Annotated in this window: 17 protein-coding genes; 10 read left to right on the top strand and 7 right to left on the bottom strand. The window is 70.5% G+C overall.

What is annotated here, in order from left to right; all coding sequences use genetic code 11:
- Nucleotides 1–5 precede the first annotated feature (5 nt).
- Nucleotides 6–701, top strand: coding sequence for an HAD family hydrolase (locus ACFVJQ_RS08795; RefSeq protein WP_385782047.1), 696 nt, complete (start codon nucleotides 6–8; stop codon nucleotides 699–701).
- Nucleotides 702–866: 165 nt separating this feature from the next.
- On the opposite strand, the gene ACFVJQ_RS08790 is transcribed toward ACFVJQ_RS08795, so the two are convergent.
- Nucleotides 867–1,610 carry a LysR family substrate-binding domain-containing protein gene (locus ACFVJQ_RS08790; protein ID WP_385508903.1) on the bottom strand — a complete coding sequence of 248 codons (744 nt, stop codon included), beginning with the start codon at nucleotides 1,608–1,610 and terminating at the stop codon, nucleotides 867–869.
- Nucleotides 1,611–1,668: 58 nt separating this feature from the next.
- Between ACFVJQ_RS08790 and ACFVJQ_RS08785 the strand changes: the two genes are divergently transcribed.
- On the top strand, nucleotides 1,669–2,055 hold the full coding sequence (locus ACFVJQ_RS08785) for a DUF5997 family protein (protein WP_385782042.1): 387 nt from the start codon (nucleotides 1,669–1,671) through the stop codon (nucleotides 2,053–2,055).
- Between the two features lie 87 nt (nucleotides 2,056–2,142).
- Here ACFVJQ_RS08785 and ACFVJQ_RS08780 read toward each other — a convergent pair whose 3' ends face one another.
- From ACFVJQ_RS08780 to ACFVJQ_RS08765, 4 genes are read right to left on the bottom strand one after another with little or no spacing between them, the layout of a single operon-like run.
- Nucleotides 2,143–3,276 carry an XdhC family protein gene (locus tag ACFVJQ_RS08780; protein ID WP_385508905.1) on the bottom strand — a complete coding sequence of 378 codons (1,134 nt, stop codon included), beginning with the start codon at nucleotides 3,274–3,276 and terminating at the stop codon, nucleotides 2,143–2,145.
- Nucleotides 3,269–5,404: a xanthine dehydrogenase family protein molybdopterin-binding subunit gene (locus ACFVJQ_RS08775; RefSeq protein ID WP_385782039.1), complete on the bottom strand. Its 2,136-nt coding sequence runs from the start codon at nucleotides 5,402–5,404 to the stop codon at nucleotides 3,269–3,271. Before ACFVJQ_RS08775 ends, ACFVJQ_RS08780 begins: the two co-directional genes overlap by 8 nt.
- Nucleotides 5,401–6,393, bottom strand: coding sequence for an FAD binding domain-containing protein (locus ACFVJQ_RS08770; RefSeq protein ID WP_385782036.1), 993 nt, complete (start codon nucleotides 6,391–6,393; stop codon nucleotides 5,401–5,403). Before ACFVJQ_RS08770 ends, ACFVJQ_RS08775 begins: the two co-directional genes overlap by 4 nt.
- On the bottom strand, nucleotides 6,390–6,935 hold the full coding sequence (locus tag ACFVJQ_RS08765; protein WP_385782033.1) for a 2Fe-2S iron-sulfur cluster-binding protein: 546 nt from the start codon (nucleotides 6,933–6,935) through the stop codon (nucleotides 6,390–6,392). Before ACFVJQ_RS08765 ends, ACFVJQ_RS08770 begins: the two co-directional genes overlap by 4 nt.
- A gap of 304 nt (nucleotides 6,936–7,239) precedes the next feature.
- Here ACFVJQ_RS08765 and ACFVJQ_RS08760 point away from each other — a divergent pair, with 304 nt between their 5' ends.
- The 5 genes from ACFVJQ_RS08760 to ACFVJQ_RS08740 all read left to right on the top strand — a co-directional run bounded on the left by ACFVJQ_RS08760 (nucleotide 7,240) and on the right by ACFVJQ_RS08740 (nucleotide 14,733).
- Nucleotides 7,240–7,758 (top strand): TetR/AcrR family transcriptional regulator, encoded by a 519-nt coding sequence (locus ACFVJQ_RS08760; RefSeq protein WP_385782248.1) that lies wholly within the window; start codon nucleotides 7,240–7,242, stop codon nucleotides 7,756–7,758.
- Between the two features lie 261 nt (nucleotides 7,759–8,019).
- Nucleotides 8,020–9,390 (top strand): cytochrome P450, encoded by a 1,371-nt coding sequence (locus ACFVJQ_RS08755; RefSeq protein WP_385782029.1) that lies wholly within the window; start codon nucleotides 8,020–8,022, stop codon nucleotides 9,388–9,390.
- A 118-nt stretch (nucleotides 9,391–9,508) separates the two neighbouring features.
- Nucleotides 9,509–10,426, top strand: a complete 918-nt coding sequence (locus tag ACFVJQ_RS08750) for a (-)-alpha-amorphene synthase (RefSeq protein WP_385508910.1) — start codon at nucleotides 9,509–9,511, stop codon at nucleotides 10,424–10,426.
- 186 nt (nucleotides 10,427–10,612) lie between these two features.
- Nucleotides 10,613–13,522, top strand: a complete 2,910-nt coding sequence (locus tag ACFVJQ_RS08745; RefSeq protein ID WP_385782026.1) for an ATP-binding protein — start codon at nucleotides 10,613–10,615, stop codon at nucleotides 13,520–13,522.
- Between the two features lie 203 nt (nucleotides 13,523–13,725).
- Nucleotides 13,726–14,733, top strand: coding sequence for a trypsin-like serine peptidase (locus ACFVJQ_RS08740; protein ID WP_385508912.1), 1,008 nt, complete (start codon nucleotides 13,726–13,728; stop codon nucleotides 14,731–14,733).
- Between the two features lie 91 nt (nucleotides 14,734–14,824).
- Here the strand turns inward: ACFVJQ_RS08740 and ACFVJQ_RS08735 are convergent, their stop codons facing one another.
- Together ACFVJQ_RS08735 and ACFVJQ_RS08730 are read right to left on the bottom strand one after the other, a co-directional pair.
- Complete coding sequence (locus ACFVJQ_RS08735; protein ID WP_385508913.1) at nucleotides 14,825–15,847, bottom strand: hemolysin family protein; 1,023 nt, start codon at nucleotides 15,845–15,847, stop codon at nucleotides 14,825–14,827.
- The gene (locus ACFVJQ_RS08730; RefSeq protein ID WP_385508914.1) at nucleotides 15,844–17,181 is read right to left on the bottom strand and encodes a hemolysin family protein; all 1,338 of its coding nucleotides are present in this window, start codon (nucleotides 17,179–17,181) and stop codon (nucleotides 15,844–15,846) included. The genes ACFVJQ_RS08735 and ACFVJQ_RS08730 overlap by 4 nt, the downstream gene beginning before the upstream one ends.
- Nucleotides 17,182–17,493: 312 nt before the next feature.
- Here ACFVJQ_RS08730 and ACFVJQ_RS08725 point away from each other — a divergent pair, with 312 nt between their 5' ends.
- The 3 genes from ACFVJQ_RS08725 (at nucleotide 17,494) to ACFVJQ_RS08715 (ending at nucleotide 19,450) form a co-directional block, all read left to right on the top strand.
- Nucleotides 17,494–18,615 carry an amidinotransferase gene (locus ACFVJQ_RS08725; protein WP_385782022.1) on the top strand — a complete coding sequence of 374 codons (1,122 nt, stop codon included), beginning with the start codon at nucleotides 17,494–17,496 and terminating at the stop codon, nucleotides 18,613–18,615.
- 161 nt (nucleotides 18,616–18,776) lie between these two features.
- The gene (locus tag ACFVJQ_RS08720; protein ID WP_385508916.1) at nucleotides 18,777–19,139 is read left to right on the top strand and encodes an ArsR/SmtB family transcription factor; all 363 of its coding nucleotides are present in this window, start codon (nucleotides 18,777–18,779) and stop codon (nucleotides 19,137–19,139) included.
- Complete coding sequence (locus tag ACFVJQ_RS08715; RefSeq protein WP_385274152.1) at nucleotides 19,136–19,450, top strand: hypothetical protein; 315 nt, start codon at nucleotides 19,136–19,138, stop codon at nucleotides 19,448–19,450. The genes ACFVJQ_RS08720 and ACFVJQ_RS08715 overlap by 4 nt, the downstream gene beginning before the upstream one ends.
- The last annotated feature ends 86 nt before the right edge of the window (nucleotides 19,451–19,536 follow it).

Below are 19,536 nucleotides of genomic sequence, written 5' to 3'. Positions count from 1 at the left end.
CCCGCATGAGCAATCTCGGCGGCATCTCGGTCATCTTCGATCTCGACGGAACGCTCGTGGACAGCGAGCCGAACTACTACGAGGCGGGCCGGCAGATCCTCGCCGAGCACGGCGTACCGGACTTCACATGGGCCGACCACGAGCAGTACGTCGGCATCAGCACCCAGGAGACGGTCGCGCACTGGAAACAGCGCTACAGGCTGCGCGCCTCCGTCGAGGACCTGATCGCCGCCAAGAACCGCCGCTACCTGGAGCTCGCCCGCGCCTCCACGCGCGCGTACCCCGAGATACGCAAGTTCGTCGAGCTGCTGGCCACCGAGGGCGTCCCGCTGGCCGTGGCCTCGGGTTCGTCGCCCGAGGCCATCGCGGCGATCCTGGCCGTCACAGGCCTGGACACCCAGTTCCGGACGGTCGTCTCGGCGGACGAGGTAGCGCACGGCAAGCCCGCCCCGGACGTCTTCCTGGAGGCCGCCCGCCGGCTCGGCGCTGCTCCCGCCGACTGTGTGGTCGTCGAGGACGCGGCTCCCGGCGCGGCCGCCGCCCACGCGGCCGACATGCGCTGCATCGCGCTCCCCTATGTGGCCGCCCAGGCCGATGCGCCGGAGTTCGCGACCGCCGACCTCCTGCTGCGGGGCGGTCAGGCGGAGTTCACGGCGCGGGCGGCGTACGACTGGCTCGTGCGCACGACTCGGGCGTCCTGAACCCGCCAACAGCAGCGTATCCGGTGCGGACCTCGCGGTCGGCGGGACTCCGAGGCCCGGCAGCTGCTTCGCCGTCTCCCGGACCTGGCAGGACGGCGACACCGTGCGGTGACGATCCCGTTCCGGCGGCGCAGCAGGCGTCCGTACGTTCCCTGATTCCGGGCGCTAGGAACGGCGACGGGGCTTGCCGCGGCGGCCGCTCTTGGCGGTGCCCGACCGTGGGTTCTTCCTCGCCGCCGGCTTCCGCCGTGCGGCGGCCTCGTCGCGGTGCTTCTCCTTGGGCTGCGCCGCCGGCTGGGTGCGGCCCCGCGTGCTGTTCACCGTGCGCCCGCGGACGATGCCGATGAAGTCCTCGACCAGGTCGGTGTGCGCGTCCTCCGGCCAGCAGAGGGCGACGCCGGACTGCGGGGCGTCCACGAGCGTCCGGTAGGTCAGGTCCCTGCGGTGGTGCAGACGGGCCAGGGACTGGGGGACGGCGAGGACGCCGATGCCCGCCGCGACGAGTTCGATCGCGTCGGCGGTGGTGGCGGGGCGTTCGAAGGCGGGCTCTCCGGGGGGCTGCTCCCAGCCGAGGACGTCGTCGAGGGGGTGGAGGACGACCTCCTCGGCGAGGTCCTCGAGGGTCGCCTCGTCCGCCGCGGTCAGGAGGTGGTCCTTGGGGACCACGACGACCGTCGTCTCGGTGTAGAGGGGGATCGCGCTGAAGACCGTACGGTCGACCGGCAGCCGTACGATCCCCGCGTCCGCCGCGCCGTCCCGCAACACATCGGATGCCTCGGCGGCCGTGACGGAAATGAGGTTCAGGGGGACGTCGGGCAGGCGCTCGTTCCAGATCCGCACCCACTTGCCGGGTGTCGCCCCAGGGACGTACGCGAGCCGGAACGAAGGGTGTGCTTCCGAGCCTGTCACCTCGCCAGGTTACCGGCTGTGGTCGGAGGTCTCGTATCCGGCCGATAGTCTGGACAGCATGAAGTCGCACCAGACCACCCAGACGATGAAGCCCGCGACCGCGGCGAAGAAGCTGGGTGTGTACCTCCCCGCCACCCCCGCCGAGTTCCAGCAGGGAGTCGTCTCGCGCGCCGAACTGAACGAGCTCCAGGCCAATCCGCCTGAGTGGCTGCGGGAGCTGCGACGCAACGGCCCGCACCCGCGGCCGGTGGTCGCGGCGAAGCTGGGCGTCTCCATCGCGGGGCTCGCGCGCGGCGGGGTGACGGAGCCGCTCACCAGCGAGCAGATCGAGGCGCTGAAGGCGGAGCGGCCCGAGTGGCTGGAGAAGGAGCGCGCCACTCAGGCGGAGGTCCGCAAGGAAGCGGCCCGGCTCAAGGCGCGCACCGCCGAGCAGGGCGATCGCTGACGCGGAATTCCGCCCCGAGATCGTGCACGCGGGTGAGGGCCCCGGTTACGGACCGGGGCCCTCACGCATGGGAGTGGACCGGCGGTCTCAGGCGGCCTCCCGAGCACCGCGCTCCGACCCGTCCCGGTGAATCGGCGTGCCCGAGCCGGTCAGCGGGACGCCCGTGCCGCCCCGCCGGGTCGCGACGATCTCCGCCGCGATGGACAGGGCGGTCTCCTCGGGCGTACGGGCGCCCAGGTCGAGGCCGATGGGGGACCTGAGCCTGGCCAGCTCCCGCTCGCTCACGCCGGCCTCCCGCAGTCTCCGGTTGCGGTCGGCGTGGGTGCGGCGCGAACCCATCGCGCCGACGAACGCGACCGGCAGCCGCAGGGCCTCCTGCAGGAGCGGTACGTCGAACTTGGCGTCGTGGGTGAGCACGCACAGGACCGTGCGCGCATCGGTCGCCGTACCTCGCAGATAGCGGTGCGGCCAGTCCACGACGATGTCGTCCGCGTCGGGGAAGCGGGCCCGCGTGGCGAAGACGGGGCGGGCGTCGCACACGGTGACGTGATAGCCGAGGAACTTGCCCGCGCGCACGAGCGCCGCGGCGAAGTCGATCGCGCCGAAGACGATCATGCGTGGCGGCGGCACCCAGGACTCGACGAACAGCGTGAGGCCGCCGGGGCAGTGCGAGCCGTCCTCCGACAGCTCGACCGTGCCGGTGCGGCCGGCATCCAGCAGGGCGCGGGCCTCGGCCGCCGCCGTCCGGTCCAGCTCCGGGTGCCCGCCGAGACCGCCCTCGGTCGTTCCGTCGGGGCGCACGAACAGGGCGCTGCCGAGGAATCCGGCCGGACCACGGACGACCCGGGCCACCGCGGCCGGCTCGCCCTGCGCAGCGGCCGACAGCGCCGCCGCGAACACCCGGTCGCCGGACGCGATCGGCGTGACCAGTACGTCGATGACCCCGCCGCAGGTCAGCCCGACCGCGAACGCGTCCTCGTCGCTGTAGCCGAACCGCTCGCGCACCGTCTCGCCGTCCTGCAGCGCCTGGACGCACAGCTCGTACACCGCCCCTTCGACACAACCGCCGGAGACCGAGCCGATGGCCGTGCCGTCCCGGTCGACGGCGAGGGCGGCACCGGGATCGCGCGGCGCGCTGCCGCCGACGGCGACGACGGTGGCGACCGCGAAGTCCCGGCCCTCGGCCACCCAGCGGCTCAGCTCCTCGGCGATGTCAAGCATCCCGGGCTCCGGTGCCCGCGGCTGCGGCCAGCAGGACGCGGTCGGGCCGGATCGGCAGGTTCCGGTGGCGTACGCCGGTCGCGTGCCAGACGGCGTTGGCGATCGCCGCGGCAGCACCGACGATCCCGATCTCGCCGATCCCCTTGATGCCGACCGGGTCGTCGGGGTCAGGGTCGTCCACCCAGTCCGCCTCGATGTGCGGCACGTCGGCATGCGCGGCGACGTGATAGCCGGCCAGGTCGGCGCCGACGTGCCCGCCCGAAGTCCGGTCGCGGACCGCCTCCTCGTGCAGGGCCATGGAGATGCCCCAGATCATCCCGCCGATGAACTGGCTGCGTGCCGTCAGCGGGTTGACGATCCTGCCCGCCGCGAACATGCCCAGCATGCGCCGGACGCGCACCTCACCGGTGGTGACGTCCACGGCGACCTCGGCGAACTGCGCTCCGAAGGAGTGCCGTTCCTTCTGTGCGAGGGCACCCACGGCCGCGGAGGTGTCCGAGCGGACCGTGATGCCCTCGGGCGGAATACCGCCGCCCAGGGCGAGTCGCTCCCGCAGCTCCTGCGCGGCGGCCGTGATCGCCCAGCCCCAGGACCGGGTGCCCATCGAGCCGCCCGCGATCATCGCGAAGCCGAAGTCGCTGTCCCCGATGCGGACGCGGACCCGGTCCGGAGCGACCTCGAGTGCGTCGGCGGCGATCAGGGTGAGCGCGGTGCGCGCCCCGGTCCCGATGTCGGACGCGGTGATCCGCACGGTGAAGGTGCCGTCCGCCTCCGCCGTCACGGCCGCTGTCGAGGGCGCGGCCCCGGCTCCGAAGGAGGCCGCCGCCGTGCCGGTGCCGAGCAGCCAGCGTCCGTCCCGGCGCAGGCCGGGGCGCGGGTCGCGGTCCGCCCAGCCGAACCGGCGGGCGCCCTCCTGGAAACAGGCGAGCAGGTTGCGGCTGCTGAACGGCAGCCCGGACACGGGGCCCGCCTCGGGTTCGTTGCGGGTGCGCAGTTCGATGGGGTCGAGGCCGCACTTCTCGGCGAGTTCGTCGAGCGCCGACTCCAGCGCGAACGAGCCGGGTGCCTCGCCCGGCGCACGCATCCAGGTCGGGGTCGGCACATCGAGTCGTACCACCTCGTTGGCGGTGTGGTGGGCGTCGGCGTCGTACATCACGCGGGCCGGCCCGGAGCTCGGCTCGACGAACTCGTACACGGTCGACGTCACGCTCAGTGAGCGGTGCTCCAGTGCGCGAAGCCGTCCGTCGGCGTCGGCCCCGAGGCGGACGCGCTGGGCGGTCGGGCTGCGGTAGCCGGCGAGCGAGAACATCTGGCGGCGGGTGAGGACGACCCGGACCGGGCGCCGGAGGGCGGTCGCGGCCATCACGGCGGCCACCTGGTGTGCGCGGACGCCCTTGGACCCGAAACCGCCGCCGATGTGTTCGGACCGCACGCGCACGGCGGACGGTTCGAGGGAGAACAGCGCCGCCAGCCCCTGTGCGACCCAGGTGCTGCCCTGGTTGGAGTCGACGACCTCCAGCCGGCCGCCGTCCCAGTGGGCCGTCGCCGCATGCGGCTCCATGGGGTTGTGGTGCTCCTCGGGTGTGGTGTATTCGGCGTCCACGACGACGGCGGACGCGGCGAGTTCGGACTCCAGGTCGCCCTTCTCCGTCGCCCCCGGCATGTGGGAGTCCACCGGGTAGGCGTCCGGGCGTCCGGCCGAAAACGTGACGTCGTGCGGCTCCTGCTCGTATGTCACGACGAGCGCCTCGGCGGCCTCCCGGGCTTGCTCGGACGTCTCTGCGACGACCAGTGCCACCGGCCAGCCCACGTGCGGCACGCGGTCGTGCTGGAAGAGGGCGGTGGTCGGCTCCGGCTTCACTCCCAGCAGGCCGACGTGGTCGGTGTCGACGCGGGGGGCGTTGCCGTGGTGCAGGACGGCGAGGACGCCGGGCATGCCGAGGACGCCTTCGGCCTCCACCGAGCGGATGCGGCCGCGGGCCACGGTGGACAACGCGAGCCAGCCGTGGGCGAGTTCGACGAAGGGGATCTCTCCGGCGTAGCGGGCGGCTCCGGTGACCTTGTCCACGCCCTCCACACGGGAGTGGGCGGTGCCGACGGAGGGCGTCAGACGGGTGGCCGTGGTCATCGGGCGGCCTCCTCGGCGAGTTCGGTCAGCACGGCCACGACGAGGTTGCGCATCAGGGTCACCTTGTATCGGTTGTCGGGCAGTGGTCGGGCGGCGGCCAGTTCGGCGTCCGCGGCGGCGGCGAAGGCCTCGGCGTCTGCCGGTCCCCCGGTCAGGAGGCGTTCGGCCTCCCGGGCCCGCCACGGCCGGGACGCGACGGCGCCGAGGGCGAGGCGTACGTCCCGTACGACGCCGTCCCGGACGTCCATCGCGGCGGCGAGGGAGCCGATCGCGAAGGCGTAGGAGGCGCGCTCGCGGACCTTGCGGTAGCGCGAGTGGGCGGCGACCGGGGCGGGCGGCAGGGTGACGCCGGTGATCAGCGCGCCCGCCGGCAGCGCGGTCTCCAGGTGGGGCGTGTCGCCCACCGGCAGATAGAACTCGGTGAGCGGCAACTCTCCGGGCCCATGGGCCGTTTCGTACGAGACGACGGCGTCGAAGGCGGTGAGGGCGACCGCCATGTCCGAGGGGTGGGTGGCCACACAGTGCTCGGAGGCGCCCAGGATGGCGTGGTTGCGGTGCTCGCCCTCGACGGCTGGGCAACCGCTGCCGGGGACGCGCTTGTTGCAGGGCTTGGTCACGTCGGCGAAGTAGCCGCAGCGGGTGCGCTGGAGCAGGTTTCCGCCGACGGTGGCCATGTTGCGCAGTTGTCCGGAGGCGCCGGCCAGGACCGCCTGCGTCAACGCCGGGTAGCGGCGGCGGACTTCGGGGTGGGCGGCGAGGTCGCTGTTGGTGACGGTCGCGCCGATACGCAGGCCGCCCTCCTCGGTCACCTCGATCCGGTCGAGGGGCAGTTCGCGCACGTCGACGAGCCGGGCGGGCCGCTCGACGCCGGTCTTCATCAGGTCGACGAGGTTGGTGCCGCCGCCGAGGAAACGCGCGTCCGGATCGGCGCCGAGCAGCGCGACCGCGCCGGAGACGTCATGGGCCCGCTGATAGCCGAAGTCCCTCATGCCGCCGCCTCCTCGTCCACCGCCGCGGCCTGGGCCACGGCCTGGACGATCGACACGTACGCACCACAGCGGCACAGGTTGCCGCTCATTCGCTCCCGGATCTCCTCCGCGGTCAGGGGTGGCGGCCCCGCTTCGGGCCGGACGTCGTCGGTGACGGCGCTGGGCCAGCCCGCCGCGTGTTCCTCGATCATCGCGACGGCCGAACAGATCTGGCCCGGCGTGCAGTAGCCGCACTGGTAGCCGTCCAGCTCGAGGAACGCCTGCTGCACCGGGTGCAGCCGCTTGCCGTCGGCCACGCCCTCGATGGTGGTGATCTCCCGCCCCTCGGCGGCCACCGCCAGTTGCAGACAGGCCACGGCCCGTCGCCCGTCGACCAGGACGGTGCATGCGCCGCATTGCCCCTGGTCACAGCCCTTCTTGGTGCCGGTCAGATCGAGACGCTCGCGCAGTGCGTCGAGCAGGGTGGTGCGGTGGTCGACGGTCAGCGGATATTTCTCGCCGTTGATGGTCAAGGTGATGTCGCTGGACGTCGATGGGGCCATGATCAGCCTTCTTTCGCGTATCCGGAGGACGTCGGGGGACGATCCGGCAAACAGACGAATCGGAATGTATCGGTAGATCGATGGACGTATCTGAAGAGTCGAGAGGCAGGGAGATGACGCCACACATGGCGATATCGGCTCGTCCGTCGGTATGGTGGACCTAACCGGACAGCCTGTCCGCTACAGAAAAACGTACCGGACAGCCTGTCCGTTTAGCAAGGCGCACTTCCGGCCAGGAGGACGAGTGCAGGAGAAGAAGCACACACCTCTGCGCTCGGACGCGCAGCGAAACCGCGAGCGCATCATGGAGGTGGCCCTGTTCGAGCTGACCCGCTCCGCGGACACCCCGCTGAGCGCGATCGCCAAGAAGGCGGGCGTCGGCCAGGGCACGTTCTACCGCCACTTCCCCAACCGCGAGTCGCTCGTCCTGGAGATCTACCGCCACGAGATGCAGCAGGTCTCCGACTACGCGGCCCAGCTGCTCGAGACCCGGGAACCGGACCAGGCGCTACGGGAGTGGATGGACCGCTTCGCCCAGTTCGCCATGGCCAAGGCCGGCCTGGCGGAGGCGATACGGCTGGCCACCAACCCGCCCGGGACCATCCACAAACCCGGCCCGACCCCGCTGATCGCCGCAGCCGAACTCCTGCTCCGCGCCAACGAGGAGGCGGGCACCATCCGCCCGGGAGTCACCACGGACGTTTTCCTCCTCGCCCTCTCCGGCCTCTGGCAGATCGACCCCCGCGGCGACTGGCAGCCTCAAGTCACCCCGCTCCTGGACCTCGTCATGGACGGACTGCGCGCCGGAGCACCCGGGCGGTGACGCGGATCCCGGCGCGGTAGCGCCGGGCGAGCCATATGTGCCTCCACGCGCCTTCTGCACACCTTCTGCAGAAGGCAATAGCCATGTGATGCAGCTCGTATCAACAGCCGTTCACTCGTGCTTCTTTGTGCTCCTGTGCGCCCCCACGGAAAGGGGATTCAGGAGCCGACGGCGGGTTGGATTGGGCAGAACAAAGATTCAGGCGCCAGGTCGGTGAGCGATCACCGATTTCCATGGGTCGACTGAGGCAGGGGGTATTCGATGGGCGGCACCGTGACCGAACCGGGGCGGATATGGACCGTGGGTACTGCGCCGGGCATATTCCCGTTCGTCAGTCATGCTATCGCCTTGTTCCGGCGCCCGCTGGACTTTCTGAATTCCCTTCCCACGCACGGAGATCTGGTCGAGATACGCCTGGGCCCCATGCGCGCCTGGGTGGCCTGTGATCCTCAACTGGTCCACCAGATGCTGATGGACCCGCACACCTTCGACAAGGGCGGTCCGCTGTACGACCGCCTCGGCGCGCTGATGGGCGACGGCCTCGTCACATGCCGCCAGAACGCACATCGCCGGCAACGCACACTCCTGCAGCCCGGCTTCCGCCCGGCCCGCGTCGCCGCGTACACGGAGCTGATGGGCGAGGAGGCCGACGCGCTGTGCCGCGAGTGGCGGCCGGGAGAGAGGGTCGATGTCACCGCGGCGATGATGGGACTGACGACGCGGGTGACGAGCCGGGTGCTGTTCTCCGATTCGCTGGACGCGGAGCGGGCGGCCGCCGTGCGCGAGAGCCTGGCCGCCGTCGTGCGAGGCCTCTTCATCCGCACCGTGGTGCCGATGGACGCCCCGTTCCGTGTCCCGACGCCCGCCAACCGCCGTTACCGGGACGCACTCGTACGCCTGCACTCGCTCGTCGACGCCCTCATCGCCGAGCGTCGGCAGGGCACGCCCCGCAACGATCTGCTGGGAACCCTGCTGGAGGCCGAGCGCCGCGGCGACGGAGCGGAAGGGCTCACCGAGCAGGAAATCCACGACCAGCTCATCACGCTCCTGCTCACCGGGGTCGAGACCACAGCGATGTGTCTCGCCTCGGCCTTCCGCCTCCTGGCGGTGAATCCGGAGGCGGAACGCAGCCTCCACCGCGAAGTCGACACGGTCCTCGACGGTCAGCGCGTTCCGGGACCGGACGAGTTGGCGCGTCTCGTCCACGCCCGCTGCGTGGTCACCGAGACGCTGCGCGTGCATCCACCCGGCTGGCTGTTCACCCGGGTCACCACGGAGGAAACGCAGTTCGCGGGCCGCCGGCTGCCCCGCGGAGCCACTGTCCTGTACAGCCCGTACCTCCTGCACCACGATCCGGCGTCCTTTCCCGAGCCTGAAGTGTTCCTTCCGGAACGCTGGCTTCCGGAGCGGGCCACGTCCGTACCGAAGGGCGCGATGCTGCCTTTCTCCGCAGGGAACCGCAAATGCATAGGCGACACCTTCGCCATGGCGGAGGCCACCGTGGCCCTCGCGACATTTGCCGGTCGGTGGCGTTTGCGCCCCGTGTCGGGGCACATCGGACCACCGCGCCCTGCGGTGACATTGGGGCCCAGGTCGCTGGAGATGATCTGTGAATCGCGTCAGCGCACATGACAGGACATCCGAATGGCAGGTGAAAACGGTGTCCACCACGTATGAGGGAACTCCCGCCACATCCCACAGCGGAATTGCAACAGGAAGTCTCAAGGAACTGATCGAGACAACCCTCTACATGCCCTTCCCATTTCTGAGCAATCCCCATCAACCCGAAGCCGCAGCCGGCGTCGACGTATGGTTGCGCACCTGGGGGCTGACCGACGATCCCCCTGTGGCGGAGATGATCGCCCGAACCCGCCCGGCCGAGCTCGCGTCCTACAACAGCCCGACGATGGACCTCGAGCTCCTCCAACTCGTGGCCGATCAGATCGCCTACCAGTTCATCTTCGACGACCGGGCGGAGGAGGTCGGCCGGCGGCAGCCCAACCGCCTGCTGCCCATGTTGTGCGAGAGCATCAGGATCCTGCGGGACGACGAGCCGCCCAGCACCCCGCTCGGGGCGGCCCTGGCCGACCTGTACCGCCGGGTTCAGGAACGGTGCACGCCCGCGCAGGCAGCGCGATGGGCGTGGAACAGCCGGGAGTACGTGCACGGGCTGTTATATGAAGCGGTGGCCCAGACCCACTCGCTCCCCCTGCGGATCGGGCTCAACAGCTCGATACGCGCGCTCATTGCGGGTGTCGAGCCCTTCTACCCGCTGTGCGAGGCTGCGGGTCCGCACGAGTTGCATCCCGAGGAGCTGCATCACCCCGTCATGCGGCGACTGGGCAGGCTGTCGGCGGACGCGGCGGTGTGGATACCCGACTTGTTCTCCGCGGTGAAGGAGCAGCGCGCGGGCGGAATGATCAATCTGGCCCTGGCCCACCAGAGCACGTACCGCTGTTCCCTGCCGCAAGCGGTCACGCTGGCCATCCGGCAGATCAACAGCACGATCAGCGAGTTCGAGAGGCTCTACGGGGAGATCGAACCGCAGCTGAGCGCGGCAGGCGTCGGCTATGTGGACGGCATGGTGGGCTGGATCCGCGGTTGCTACTACTGGTCCTGCACCGTGCCGCGCTACGCGGACACGGCGGCGGCCTCCGCGCTCCCCTGAGCCCGTCGGCTCCCAACCTGGGTCGATTTGAGCTACGTTACCCAGAACAGGGGCGTCCACGCCGCCACGACGGATGATTCACCCATCTCGGTCGTTCTGGTTCGTCAGTCCGGTCGCCGTGCCTCTGCGAGGTCGTACGCTCGGCGCTGTCTTCCGAGGGCCGACAACAGGGAGCGGGTACGGCAGATGGTGATGGGGCCTCGGCAACCGATCACGGAGCACCAGCCGTTGCTCGAACGTCGCCGTGAACTGCGGGCGCTCGACGCCGCGTTGGCCGACCTCTCCGACAGCGTCGATGGAGTGCCGCAGCCACGGCGGGGCGGACTGCTCGCCTTCACCGGCTCGGCGGGGCTGGGAAAGACGACGCTCATCCGGCAGGCACGCGAGCAGGCCGCAGCACGCGGGTTCACGGTGTTCTCGGGCCAGGGCGGTGAGAGCGAACAGGAACTGGCCTTCCGTGTGGTACGCCAGCTCATGCAGCCCGCCCTGGCGGTGATGGACGAGACGGAGCGGCGGGACTTCCTGGGGAGTTGGTACGACATCGTCTCGGCCGCACTGGGGCTCGAGGCGACGGGCACCGCCCGGGTACCCGACCCGACCGGCGTGCGCGACGGCCTGGACTGGGTCATGACGCGCCTGACCGTGCTGAAGGGTCCCCTCGTTCTGCTGCTGGACGACATGCACTGGGCCGATGCCGAGTCCCTGAACTGGCTCGCCTCGTTCGCCCCAAGGGTCGCGGACCTTCCGTTGCTGATCGTCGTCGCGTACCGCCCCGACGAACTGCCGGACGGGGCGTCCGCGTTCCGCGCGCGCTTCGAGGACCGAGGAAACCGCCCCTACGTTCTGGAGCCACTCACCGCCGCCGCCGTTGCGCAGATCGTTCGGCATGAACTCGGTGAGGGGGCCGAGGACGGGTTCTGCGACGAATGCTGGGCGGTCACCGGCGGAAGCCCCTTCGAGGTGGTCGAACTGGCCATCCGGCTCGGCGAACGCCGACTGAGGGGTAGCCGGGACGAGTTGCCCACCATGCGGAACCTCGCCTCCGCGGTGAAGGGCCCTGGTCTGCTCGACCGTCTGCAGCGTCTCGGAACAACCACCGTCCGCTTCGCGTGGGCTGCCGCCGTACTGGGCACGTCCATCTCGCCGGAGCTCGCAGCCACCATCGCGGTGGTCGGCAGCGAGGACGCCGCCGAGGCGACCGAGCGACTGCGCGCCGCCAGGATCCTGGCGGACACGTCCGGGCCAGGCGGAGGCCTGGAGTTCGTCCACCCCCTGATCGCGACGACGGTCTACCGAGGCATTCCGCCGAGCCTGCGGCCCGGTCTGCACAACGCGGCGGCGGAAGCCGTCCGAGCGGCCGGCCTCGGCCCCACCGCCGCCGCCCGGCATCTGCTGGAAGTGCCCTGCGAGGGCAGGCCCGAGGCGGTGGCCTGTCTGCGGGAGGCCGCCCATGAATACCTCCGTGCCGGCGCCCCGGAGGCCGCACGGCGGGTCCTGACCCGAGCACTTCAGGAGCCGCCCCTTCCGGAGGACCGCGCCGCGCTCCTCCACGAACTTGCGTCCTCGACCTTTCTCATCGACCCCGCAGCCACTGTCAGTCACCTCCGAGAAGCGCTGGCGGAGCCCGGCGTCGACCCCGAGCTGCATGCCTCCATCGTCTACCGACTCACCCAGGCGCTCGCCCACACCGACCAGATGGCGGAGGCTGCGGCCGTGGCCGAGGCGGAGGCGCGACAGGCCGTCGATGCGCGGACACGACTGCGGATGCAGGCCGATCACTTCGTGTGGAGCGCTTTCCGCACCGACGAGCCCGACTCCCCCGCCCGCTCCCGCCGACTGGCCCGGCTGGCCGCGCGACTGCCGGGTCGTGGTCTGGAGGAGCGCTACATCCTGGGCCTGCGAGCCTGGGACGCCCTGGTGCGCGGCGAGCCGCGACGGGTCGTGCTCGCGGGCGCCGAGGAAGCTCTGCGCGGTGGTATGAGCTGGACCGACGAGAACCACGGCTTCGAGGTCCCGGTGTCGGTCGCCCTGGTGTTCATGTACTGCGATCAGCCTCGGCGGGCGGAGGAACTGTTTACCAAGGGCATCGCCGAGTGTGAGGCCAAGGGCTGGCGCGGCTCCCATCTGGCCCTCGGCCACACTCTCTTCGGCTACATCCGCTACCGGCGCGGCTGTCTGGCCGAAGCGGAGGACCTGGTGCGCGAGGGCCTGCGCACCGCCGAGCGAGTAGAAGGCGCCGTCCCCGCCCAGTGGTTCGCCATCGGCATCCTCATCCAGATCCTGCTCGCCCGCGGCCGAACCGGGGAGGCACGCCGGCTCGCGGACTCGTACCGCTACGGCGAGGTCGTCCCGAACGCGGTCATCTACCCCGATCCCCGCACGGTGTACGCCGAACTGCTGCTGGCCGAGGGCCGGCTCGCCGAGGCAGCGGAGCTGTTGGCCGCCGTCGGGGACCGGCTGGAGGCGCGGGCCTGGCGCAACCCCGCGTGGTGCCCGTGGCAGCTGGACCTGTCGTCCGCTCTCGCCCCCAGCGCGCCCGACCGGGCGGTCCGTCTCGCCCGGGATGCGGTGAAGCGGGCCCGGGACTTCGGTGCGGCCTCCGCGATCGGTCAGGCGCTGCACGCCGAGGCCGAGGCGACCGGCGGTCCGGCCGCTCTGAAGCTGTACGCGGAGGCCGTCGAGCATCTGCAGCGGTCGCCGGCCGCGTACGAACTGGCCCGCGCCCAGGTCGGCCACGGGGCCGCGCTGTCCCGGAACGGCCGGCTGCAGGAGGCTGCCCACCGGCTCTACCAGGGCCTGGAAGGTGCCGTCCACTGTGGTGCCGAGGCCCTCGCCGCCCGGGCCCGGGACGAGTTGTCCGCAGCCGGGCTGCGGCCGCTGCCCCTGCGCTACGCCCAGACCGACACGCTCACCGCTCCCGAGCGCAAGGCTGCCGAGATGGTGGCCGTGGGGCACCCGGTGGGCGTCGTCGCGAAGGATCTGCGCCTCACCGAGCAAGGGGTGACGCAGTTGCTCTCCTCCGTCTACCGGAAGGTCGGCACCGATGCCGCCGGCCTCGCCAGGGCCCTGGAGGCGTTTCCCCGGCCCCGGCCGTGACACTGCGACGCTTACCGGGGGCGTGCCCGCCCTCGTGTTCGCGACGAAGAGAGTGTGTGCTTTTTCAGTCATCTTTATGACGTGCACCTGTCCAAACCTTGCTTTCCGATGGCACGCTGCCTTTCTCACTGCGCGCAGTAACACCCCTTCCTGCCTGGGCGGATGGTCCCCACCGCCCGGCCCCCACCGCAGAAGGAGACCGCGTGATAGGCAGCCTCCGCAGGTTCGGCACATCCGGCGGCACCCGCGTTCGCCGCACCGTTCTCGGCGCTCTGGCCGGCGTTGCCGCCTTGCTGGCCACCGGTGTCACCGCCACGCCGGCAGGCGCCGCCGACACGAAACCGGGAATGGTGCCGCTCTCGGCGCAGGAACGCGCCCGTGGCTTCTGGACGCCGGAGCGGATGCGTCAGGCCACTCCGCTCGACGTATTGTCCGTCGACCGCTCGGACGTCGGAGCATCGGCGCCTCGTAAGGGCAAGAAGGCGATCATCGCGCCCAGCGCCCCGGCAGCCCCCGTCGGGCCCCTGGCGTTTCCCCACAGCGGCGGCGCCTGGACCGGCGGCGGGGCCGTGGTGAAGACCGCGGGGCGGGTGTTCTTCACCTACCAGGGCCGCACCGCCTCATGTTCGGGCAACGCCGTCACCAGCGCCAACAAGAGCACCGTGATCACCGCCGGCCACTGCGTGAAGCTGGAGGGCTCCTGGCACACCAACTGGGTGTTCGTGCCGGGCTACCACGACGGACAGGCCCCGTACGGAAGGTGGGCGGCGGCCAAGACCCTGTCCACACCGCAGTGGACGGCCAGTGAGGACATCAACTACGACGTCGGCGCGGCCGTGGTGGCCCCGCTGGACGGCAAGAAGCTGACCGACGTCGTCGGCGGCCAGGGCCTGGCCTTCAACACCGGCTACAACAAGGCCATGTACGCCTTCGGCTTCCCGGCCGCCGCACCGTACGACGGCGAGAAGTTCATCTACTGCAGCGGCACGACCTACCGGGACTTCCTGCTGTCCAGCGACCACGGTCTGACCTGCGACATGACCGGCGGCTCCAGTGGAGGCCCCTGGTTCACCCAGTTCGACGAGGCCACCGGCACCGGGCTGCAGTCGTCGGTGAACAGCTTCAAGTACAACTTCCTGCCGACCGCCATGTACGGGCCGTACTTCGGCGCGGACGCGCAGAACCTCTACCAGACCGCCCAGTCGTCCTGATCGGTCGGCCCGCCCCGCCCGCCGCGATCACGAGCCGAGGACCGTGATCGCGGCGGAGCTGGTCGGCTGTGCCGTACGCCCCACTCCGGGATCACGCCCTCGCCGGCGCCGGGCCGACCAGCTCGGACAGGACGTCCTCCATGGTCACGAAGCCGAGGACGGCGCCCTTCGCGCCGGTCACGGCGGCCAGGTGGCTGCCGTCGGCACGCAGAGCGGTCAGGGTGTCGTCCAGCGGGGTGTCGATGCGGACCCGGGTGACCCGGTGCAGGGCATCGCGGGGGAACGGCCGGTCGCGGTCGGTGACGCCGAGAGTGTCCTTGATGTGCAGGTAGCCCAGCAGGCTGCCGTTCGGGCCGGCGACGGGGAAGCGGGAGTAGCCGGCTTCGGCCGCGATCCGCTCCAGTTCGGCCGGGGTGACCGTGTGGTCGACGGTGCGCATCTTCTGCGCGGGGACCAGGATCTCGCCGACCGGACGGGTGCCCAGTTCCAGGGCGTCGCGCAGCCGTTCGCCGTCGGCGGGCGACAGTAGGCCGGCCTCGCTGGAGTCGACGACCATGCGGGCGAGCTGGTCGTCGGTGAAGACCGACTCGACCTCGTCCTTCGGTTCGACCCGCAGCAGCTTCAGCAGGGTGTTGGCGAAGGCGTTGATGCCGAACACCACCGGCTTCAGCGCGCGGGTGAGGGCGACGAGCGGCGGGCCGAGCAGCAGGGCGGTCGGGACCGGTGCCGCGAGGGCGATGTTCTTCGGGACCATCTCGCCGATCAGCATGTGTAGATACGTCGCCACGGTCAGCGCGATGACGAACGCGATCGGGTGCACCAGGCCGTGCGGGATGTGGGCCGCCTCGAAGCCGGGTTCCAACAGGTGCGCGATGGCCGGTTCGGCGACGGCGCCCAGCACCAGCGAGGAGACGGTGATGCCGAGCTGGGCGGTGGCCATCATCGCGGAGAGGTGCTCCAGGGCCCACATGGTCATCCGGGCTCGGGTGTTGCCCTCCTTCGCGCGCGGCTCGATCTGGCTGCGGCGTACCGAGATCAGGGCGAACTCGGCGCCGACGAAGAAGGCGTTGGTCAGCAGGGTGAGGGCGCCGATGGCGAGCTGCAGGACGGTCATCGGGGCTCCTCCCCCGCCTGGGCCGGCACCCTGGCCGGTGCGGTGATACGGACGCGGTCGGCGCGGTGGTGGTCGACGTCGAGGACGTCCAGGCGCCAGCCGTCGTTCAGGGCCAGGACATCGCCCTTGGCGGGGATACGTGAGAGTCGGGTGGCGACCAGGCCGGCCACGGTCTCGTACGGGCCCTCCGGTGCCGTCAGTCCTATCCCGGTGAGCTGGTCGATACGGACGGAGCCGTCCGCCTCCCACGCCGCGCGGCCGTCGGCTGCTTCCTCAGCGGGCAGCAGGTCGGGCACTTCGACGGGGTCGTGCTCGTCGCGGACCTCGCCGACGACCTCTTCGACGATGTCCTCCATCGTCGCCACTCCCGCGGTGCCGCCGTACTCGTCGATGATCACGGCCATGGTGCGGGTGGAGCGCAGCCGCTCCAGCAGCCGGTCGGCGGTGAGGCTGTCGGGCACCAGCAGGGGTGCGGTGGACAGCTCGGTGACCGGCGTGACCGCGCGTTTCTCCGGCGCCAGCGCGAGTACGTCGCGGATGTGGACGGTTCCGATGACGTCGTCCAGGCTGTCGCGGTAGACCGGGAAGCGGGACAGGCCGGTGGCATGGGTGAGGTTCGCTGCGTCCGCGGCCGTTGCGCGCGCTTCGAGGGCCTTGACGTCGACCCGCGGGGTCATGACGTTCTCGGCGGTCAGCTCGCTCAGGTGCAGGGTGCGCACGAAGAGTTCGGCGGAGTCGGCCTCCAGGGCGCCCTCGGCGGCGGAATGCCGGGCCAGCGCGACCAGTTCCTCGGGGCTGCGGGCGGAGGCCAGCTCCTCGGCGGGCTCCAGGCCGAAGCGACGTACGAAACGGTTCGCGGTGTTGTTCAGATGGCGTATGAACGGGCCGAAGGCGGCCGTGAAGCCGCGCTGCGGGCCCGCCACCACCTTGGCGACGGCCAGGGGGCGGGAGATCGCCCAGTTCTTGGGCACGAGCTCGCCGACCACCATCAGCACCACGGTGGACACGGCCACGCCCAGTACGGTCGCGACGGACGATGCGGCACCGCCGAGGCCGATCGCCTCCAGTGGGCCGCGCAGCAGCGCCGCGAGGGACGGCTCGGCGAGCATGCCGATCACCAGGGACGTGACAGTGATGCCGAGCTGGGCGCCGGACAGCTGGACGGTCAGGCGGCGTACGGCCTTCAGCGCGCCCTCGGCACCGCGCTCGCCCGCCGCAGCGGCCCGCTCCAGCTCACCGCGTTCGACGGTGGTCAGGGAGAACTCGGCGGCGACGAAGAGCGCGCAGGCCAGCGTCAGGAGGAGAGCCAGCAGGAGCAGCAGGACCTCGGTCACCGCGCCACCCCCGTTCCCTCACTGCTCTGGCGTGGGCGGGGCATGGCACGGCTGGTACTGGGAGGCTCACCCATTGCGGGACTCGGGCTCCTTTTCGGTACGAAGGGTGGTCGGGAGGGCGTCACAACCCTCAGGCCATGGTAAATGACAAGCAAAGCCTACTGGTCAAGTCCTTGGCGGTCATGAGGGGAACGCGCAGGCCCTCCCGGTTGTTCCGCATGACGGACGCACACAGACAGCCCTGCAACGCCACGTTGAGTAACGTGGACAGTGCAGTGCATCACTCACTTCCGTGATCGAAAGCGGTTGAGCATGGCGGCGCCATCGTTCACGACCGACGACACTGAGGAATCTGTCGTTTCGCCGGTCAACTCACACAACGAGTGGGACCCGCTGGAGGAGATCATCGTCGGTCGTCTCGATGGCGCGGCGATCCCCTCCAAGCACCCGGTCGTGGCCTGCAACATCCCACCCTGGGCGGCCCGGCTGCAGGGCCTTGCCTCCGGCTTCAGGTATCCGCGCCTGCTGATCGAGCGGGCGCAGCATGAGCTCGACCAGTTCGTCACTCTCCTGGAGTCCCTCGACATCACGGTGAGGCGCCCGGACGCGGTCGACCACAGGCAACGCTTCGGGACTCCCGACTGGTCATCGCGCGGTTTCTGCAACACCTGTCCGCGCGACAGCATGCTCGTGATCGGCGACGAGATCATCGAGACCCCGATGGCCTGGCCGTGCCGGTACTTCGAGACTCACTCCTATCGCTCACTCCTCAAGGACTACTTCCGGCGCGGCGCGCGCTGGACGGCGGCACCGAAGCCGCAGCTCACCGACGCACTGTTCGAGGCGGATTTCCGTACGCCCGAGGCCGGCGAGCCCATGCGCTACATCCTCACCGAGTTCGAGCCGGTGTTCGACGCGGCGGATTTCGTGCGCGCGGGACGCGATCTGTTCGTCACGCGGAGCAACGTCACCAACCAGATGGGCATCGACTGGTTGCGTCGCCATCTCGGGCCCGGCTACCGCATCCACGAGATCGAGAGCCGCTGCCGTACACCCATGCACATCGACACGACGTTCGTCCTGCTCTCACCTGGCAGGGCGCTGGTCAATCCCGAATACATCGACGTCGACCGCCTGCCGGACGTCCTGAATTCGTGGGACATCCTGATCGCCCCCGAGCCCAACCCGATCGACGAGCGCATCCTCAGGATCACCTCGATGTGCGGCAAGTGGCTCAGCATGAACGTTCTCATGATCGACGAAAAACGGGTGATCGCGGAGCGGCACCACACCGACATGCTCCGCGCACTCGAGAAGTGGGGATTTGAACCGATCCCGTGCGATCTGCTGCACTATGCGCCGTTCGGCGGATCGTTCCACTGCGCGACGCTCGACATCCGGCGTCGCGGCACGCTCGAATCCTATTTCTCCTGATCGGCCCACCGATCCCGCAACCGCCCGCCGGCACCTGCCCTCCGCCCCCGAGCCGACCCTGAGGGATCCCCCATCTACCCCCGAGATGTGTCAGGAATCTTTGACAGGTATCCGAAGGGGCCGTCAGCCTTTTCTGACAGGTACGACGGAAAGGGGCCGCGATGCCCGAGGTCCCGCCTCCGGCACCGACGGGCGACGAGCTGCTGAAGGTGCTCTCCGCGCTCGGCAATCCGCACCGCATGCGGATCGTCGCGGCGCTCATGGAGAGCCGGAACTATGTCAGCGCGCTGGCGCGCGAGATCGGCATGGGCCGACCGCTGCTGCACATGCACCTGCAGCGACTGGAGGCCGCCGGACTGGTCGTCGGCACGCTCGAACTCGCGGAGGACGGCAAGGCGATGAAGTACTTCGAAGTCGCCCCGTTCTTCTACGAGTTGACACCCCACGTCATCGCCCGGGCGGCCGCGACGATCACCGAGACCACTGACCGGACCGACCGGATCCCGAAAGAGGAAGCGAAGTGAACGAGGAACTGGTGACGCTCGCCGCCGACGGATCCGACCTGGAGGCCCTCGTCGGCGCCGTCGGCGCGGCCGGAGTCTTCTCCCTGCTCATCGTGATCGTCTGGCAGCTCGCCGCCACCTGGCGGGCCCGCATGCTGGCGGCGCGCGAGGAGCAGTACAAGGAACTGGCGGCAAAGTATGCGCAACTCCTCGAAGACACCGTGGAGTTGCAGCGCCGCACCGTCGAGGAGCAGCGCCAGACCCTCGACGAACTGACGCAGACCCGGCTGGCGGTCGGCTCGATGGAGAAGATGATGCGCGAGATCGAGTAACAGCGGCCGGCAGACGTACGGCCGGGAGCGCCAACTCCCGGCCGTACCGAGGAGGCACACGCCCGGACACACCCATCCCGTACGCC

This window comes from Streptomyces sp. NPDC127197, assembly GCF_042672405.1.
In the GTDB taxonomy this organism is placed as follows: Bacteria; Actinomycetota; Actinomycetes; order Streptomycetales; family Streptomycetaceae; genus Streptomyces; species Streptomyces flavusporus.
The sequence above is the reverse complement of the archived record's forward strand: the minus strand, read 5'-3'. Positions and strand labels throughout refer to the sequence as shown.

Excerpts from the sequence above, each read along its gene's own strand:
- ACFVJQ_RS08795 (WP_385782047.1), top strand. The coding sequence starts at position 6 with ATGAGCAATCTCGGCGGCATCTCGGTCATCTTCGATCTCGACGGAACG.
- ACFVJQ_RS08785 (WP_385782042.1), top strand. The coding sequence starts at position 1,669 with ATGAAGTCGCACCAGACCACCCAGACGATGAAGCCCGCGACCGCGGCG.
- ACFVJQ_RS08780 (WP_385508905.1), bottom strand. The coding sequence starts at position 3,276 with ATGCTTGACATCGCCGAGGAGCTGAGCCGCTGGGTGGCCGAGGGCCGG.
- ACFVJQ_RS08775 (WP_385782039.1), bottom strand. The coding sequence starts at position 5,404 with ATGACCACGGCCACCCGTCTGACGCCCTCCGTCGGCACCGCCCACTCC.
- ACFVJQ_RS08770 (WP_385782036.1), bottom strand. The coding sequence starts at position 6,393 with ATGAGGGACTTCGGCTATCAGCGGGCCCATGACGTCTCCGGCGCGGTC.
- ACFVJQ_RS08765 (WP_385782033.1), bottom strand. The coding sequence starts at position 6,935 with ATGGCCCCATCGACGTCCAGCGACATCACCTTGACCATCAACGGCGAG.
- ACFVJQ_RS08760 (WP_385782248.1), top strand. The coding sequence starts at position 7,240 with ATGGAGGTGGCCCTGTTCGAGCTGACCCGCTCCGCGGACACCCCGCTG.
- ACFVJQ_RS08755 (WP_385782029.1), top strand. The coding sequence starts at position 8,020 with ATGGGCGGCACCGTGACCGAACCGGGGCGGATATGGACCGTGGGTACT.
- ACFVJQ_RS08750 (WP_385508910.1), top strand. The coding sequence starts at position 9,509 with ATGCCCTTCCCATTTCTGAGCAATCCCCATCAACCCGAAGCCGCAGCC.
- ACFVJQ_RS08745 (WP_385782026.1), top strand. The coding sequence starts at position 10,613 with ATGGTGATGGGGCCTCGGCAACCGATCACGGAGCACCAGCCGTTGCTC.
- ACFVJQ_RS08735 (WP_385508913.1), bottom strand. The coding sequence starts at position 15,847 with ATGACCGTCCTGCAGCTCGCCATCGGCGCCCTCACCCTGCTGACCAAC.
- ACFVJQ_RS08725 (WP_385782022.1), top strand. The coding sequence starts at position 17,494 with ATGGCGGCGCCATCGTTCACGACCGACGACACTGAGGAATCTGTCGTT.
- ACFVJQ_RS08720 (WP_385508916.1), top strand. The coding sequence starts at position 18,777 with ATGCCCGAGGTCCCGCCTCCGGCACCGACGGGCGACGAGCTGCTGAAG.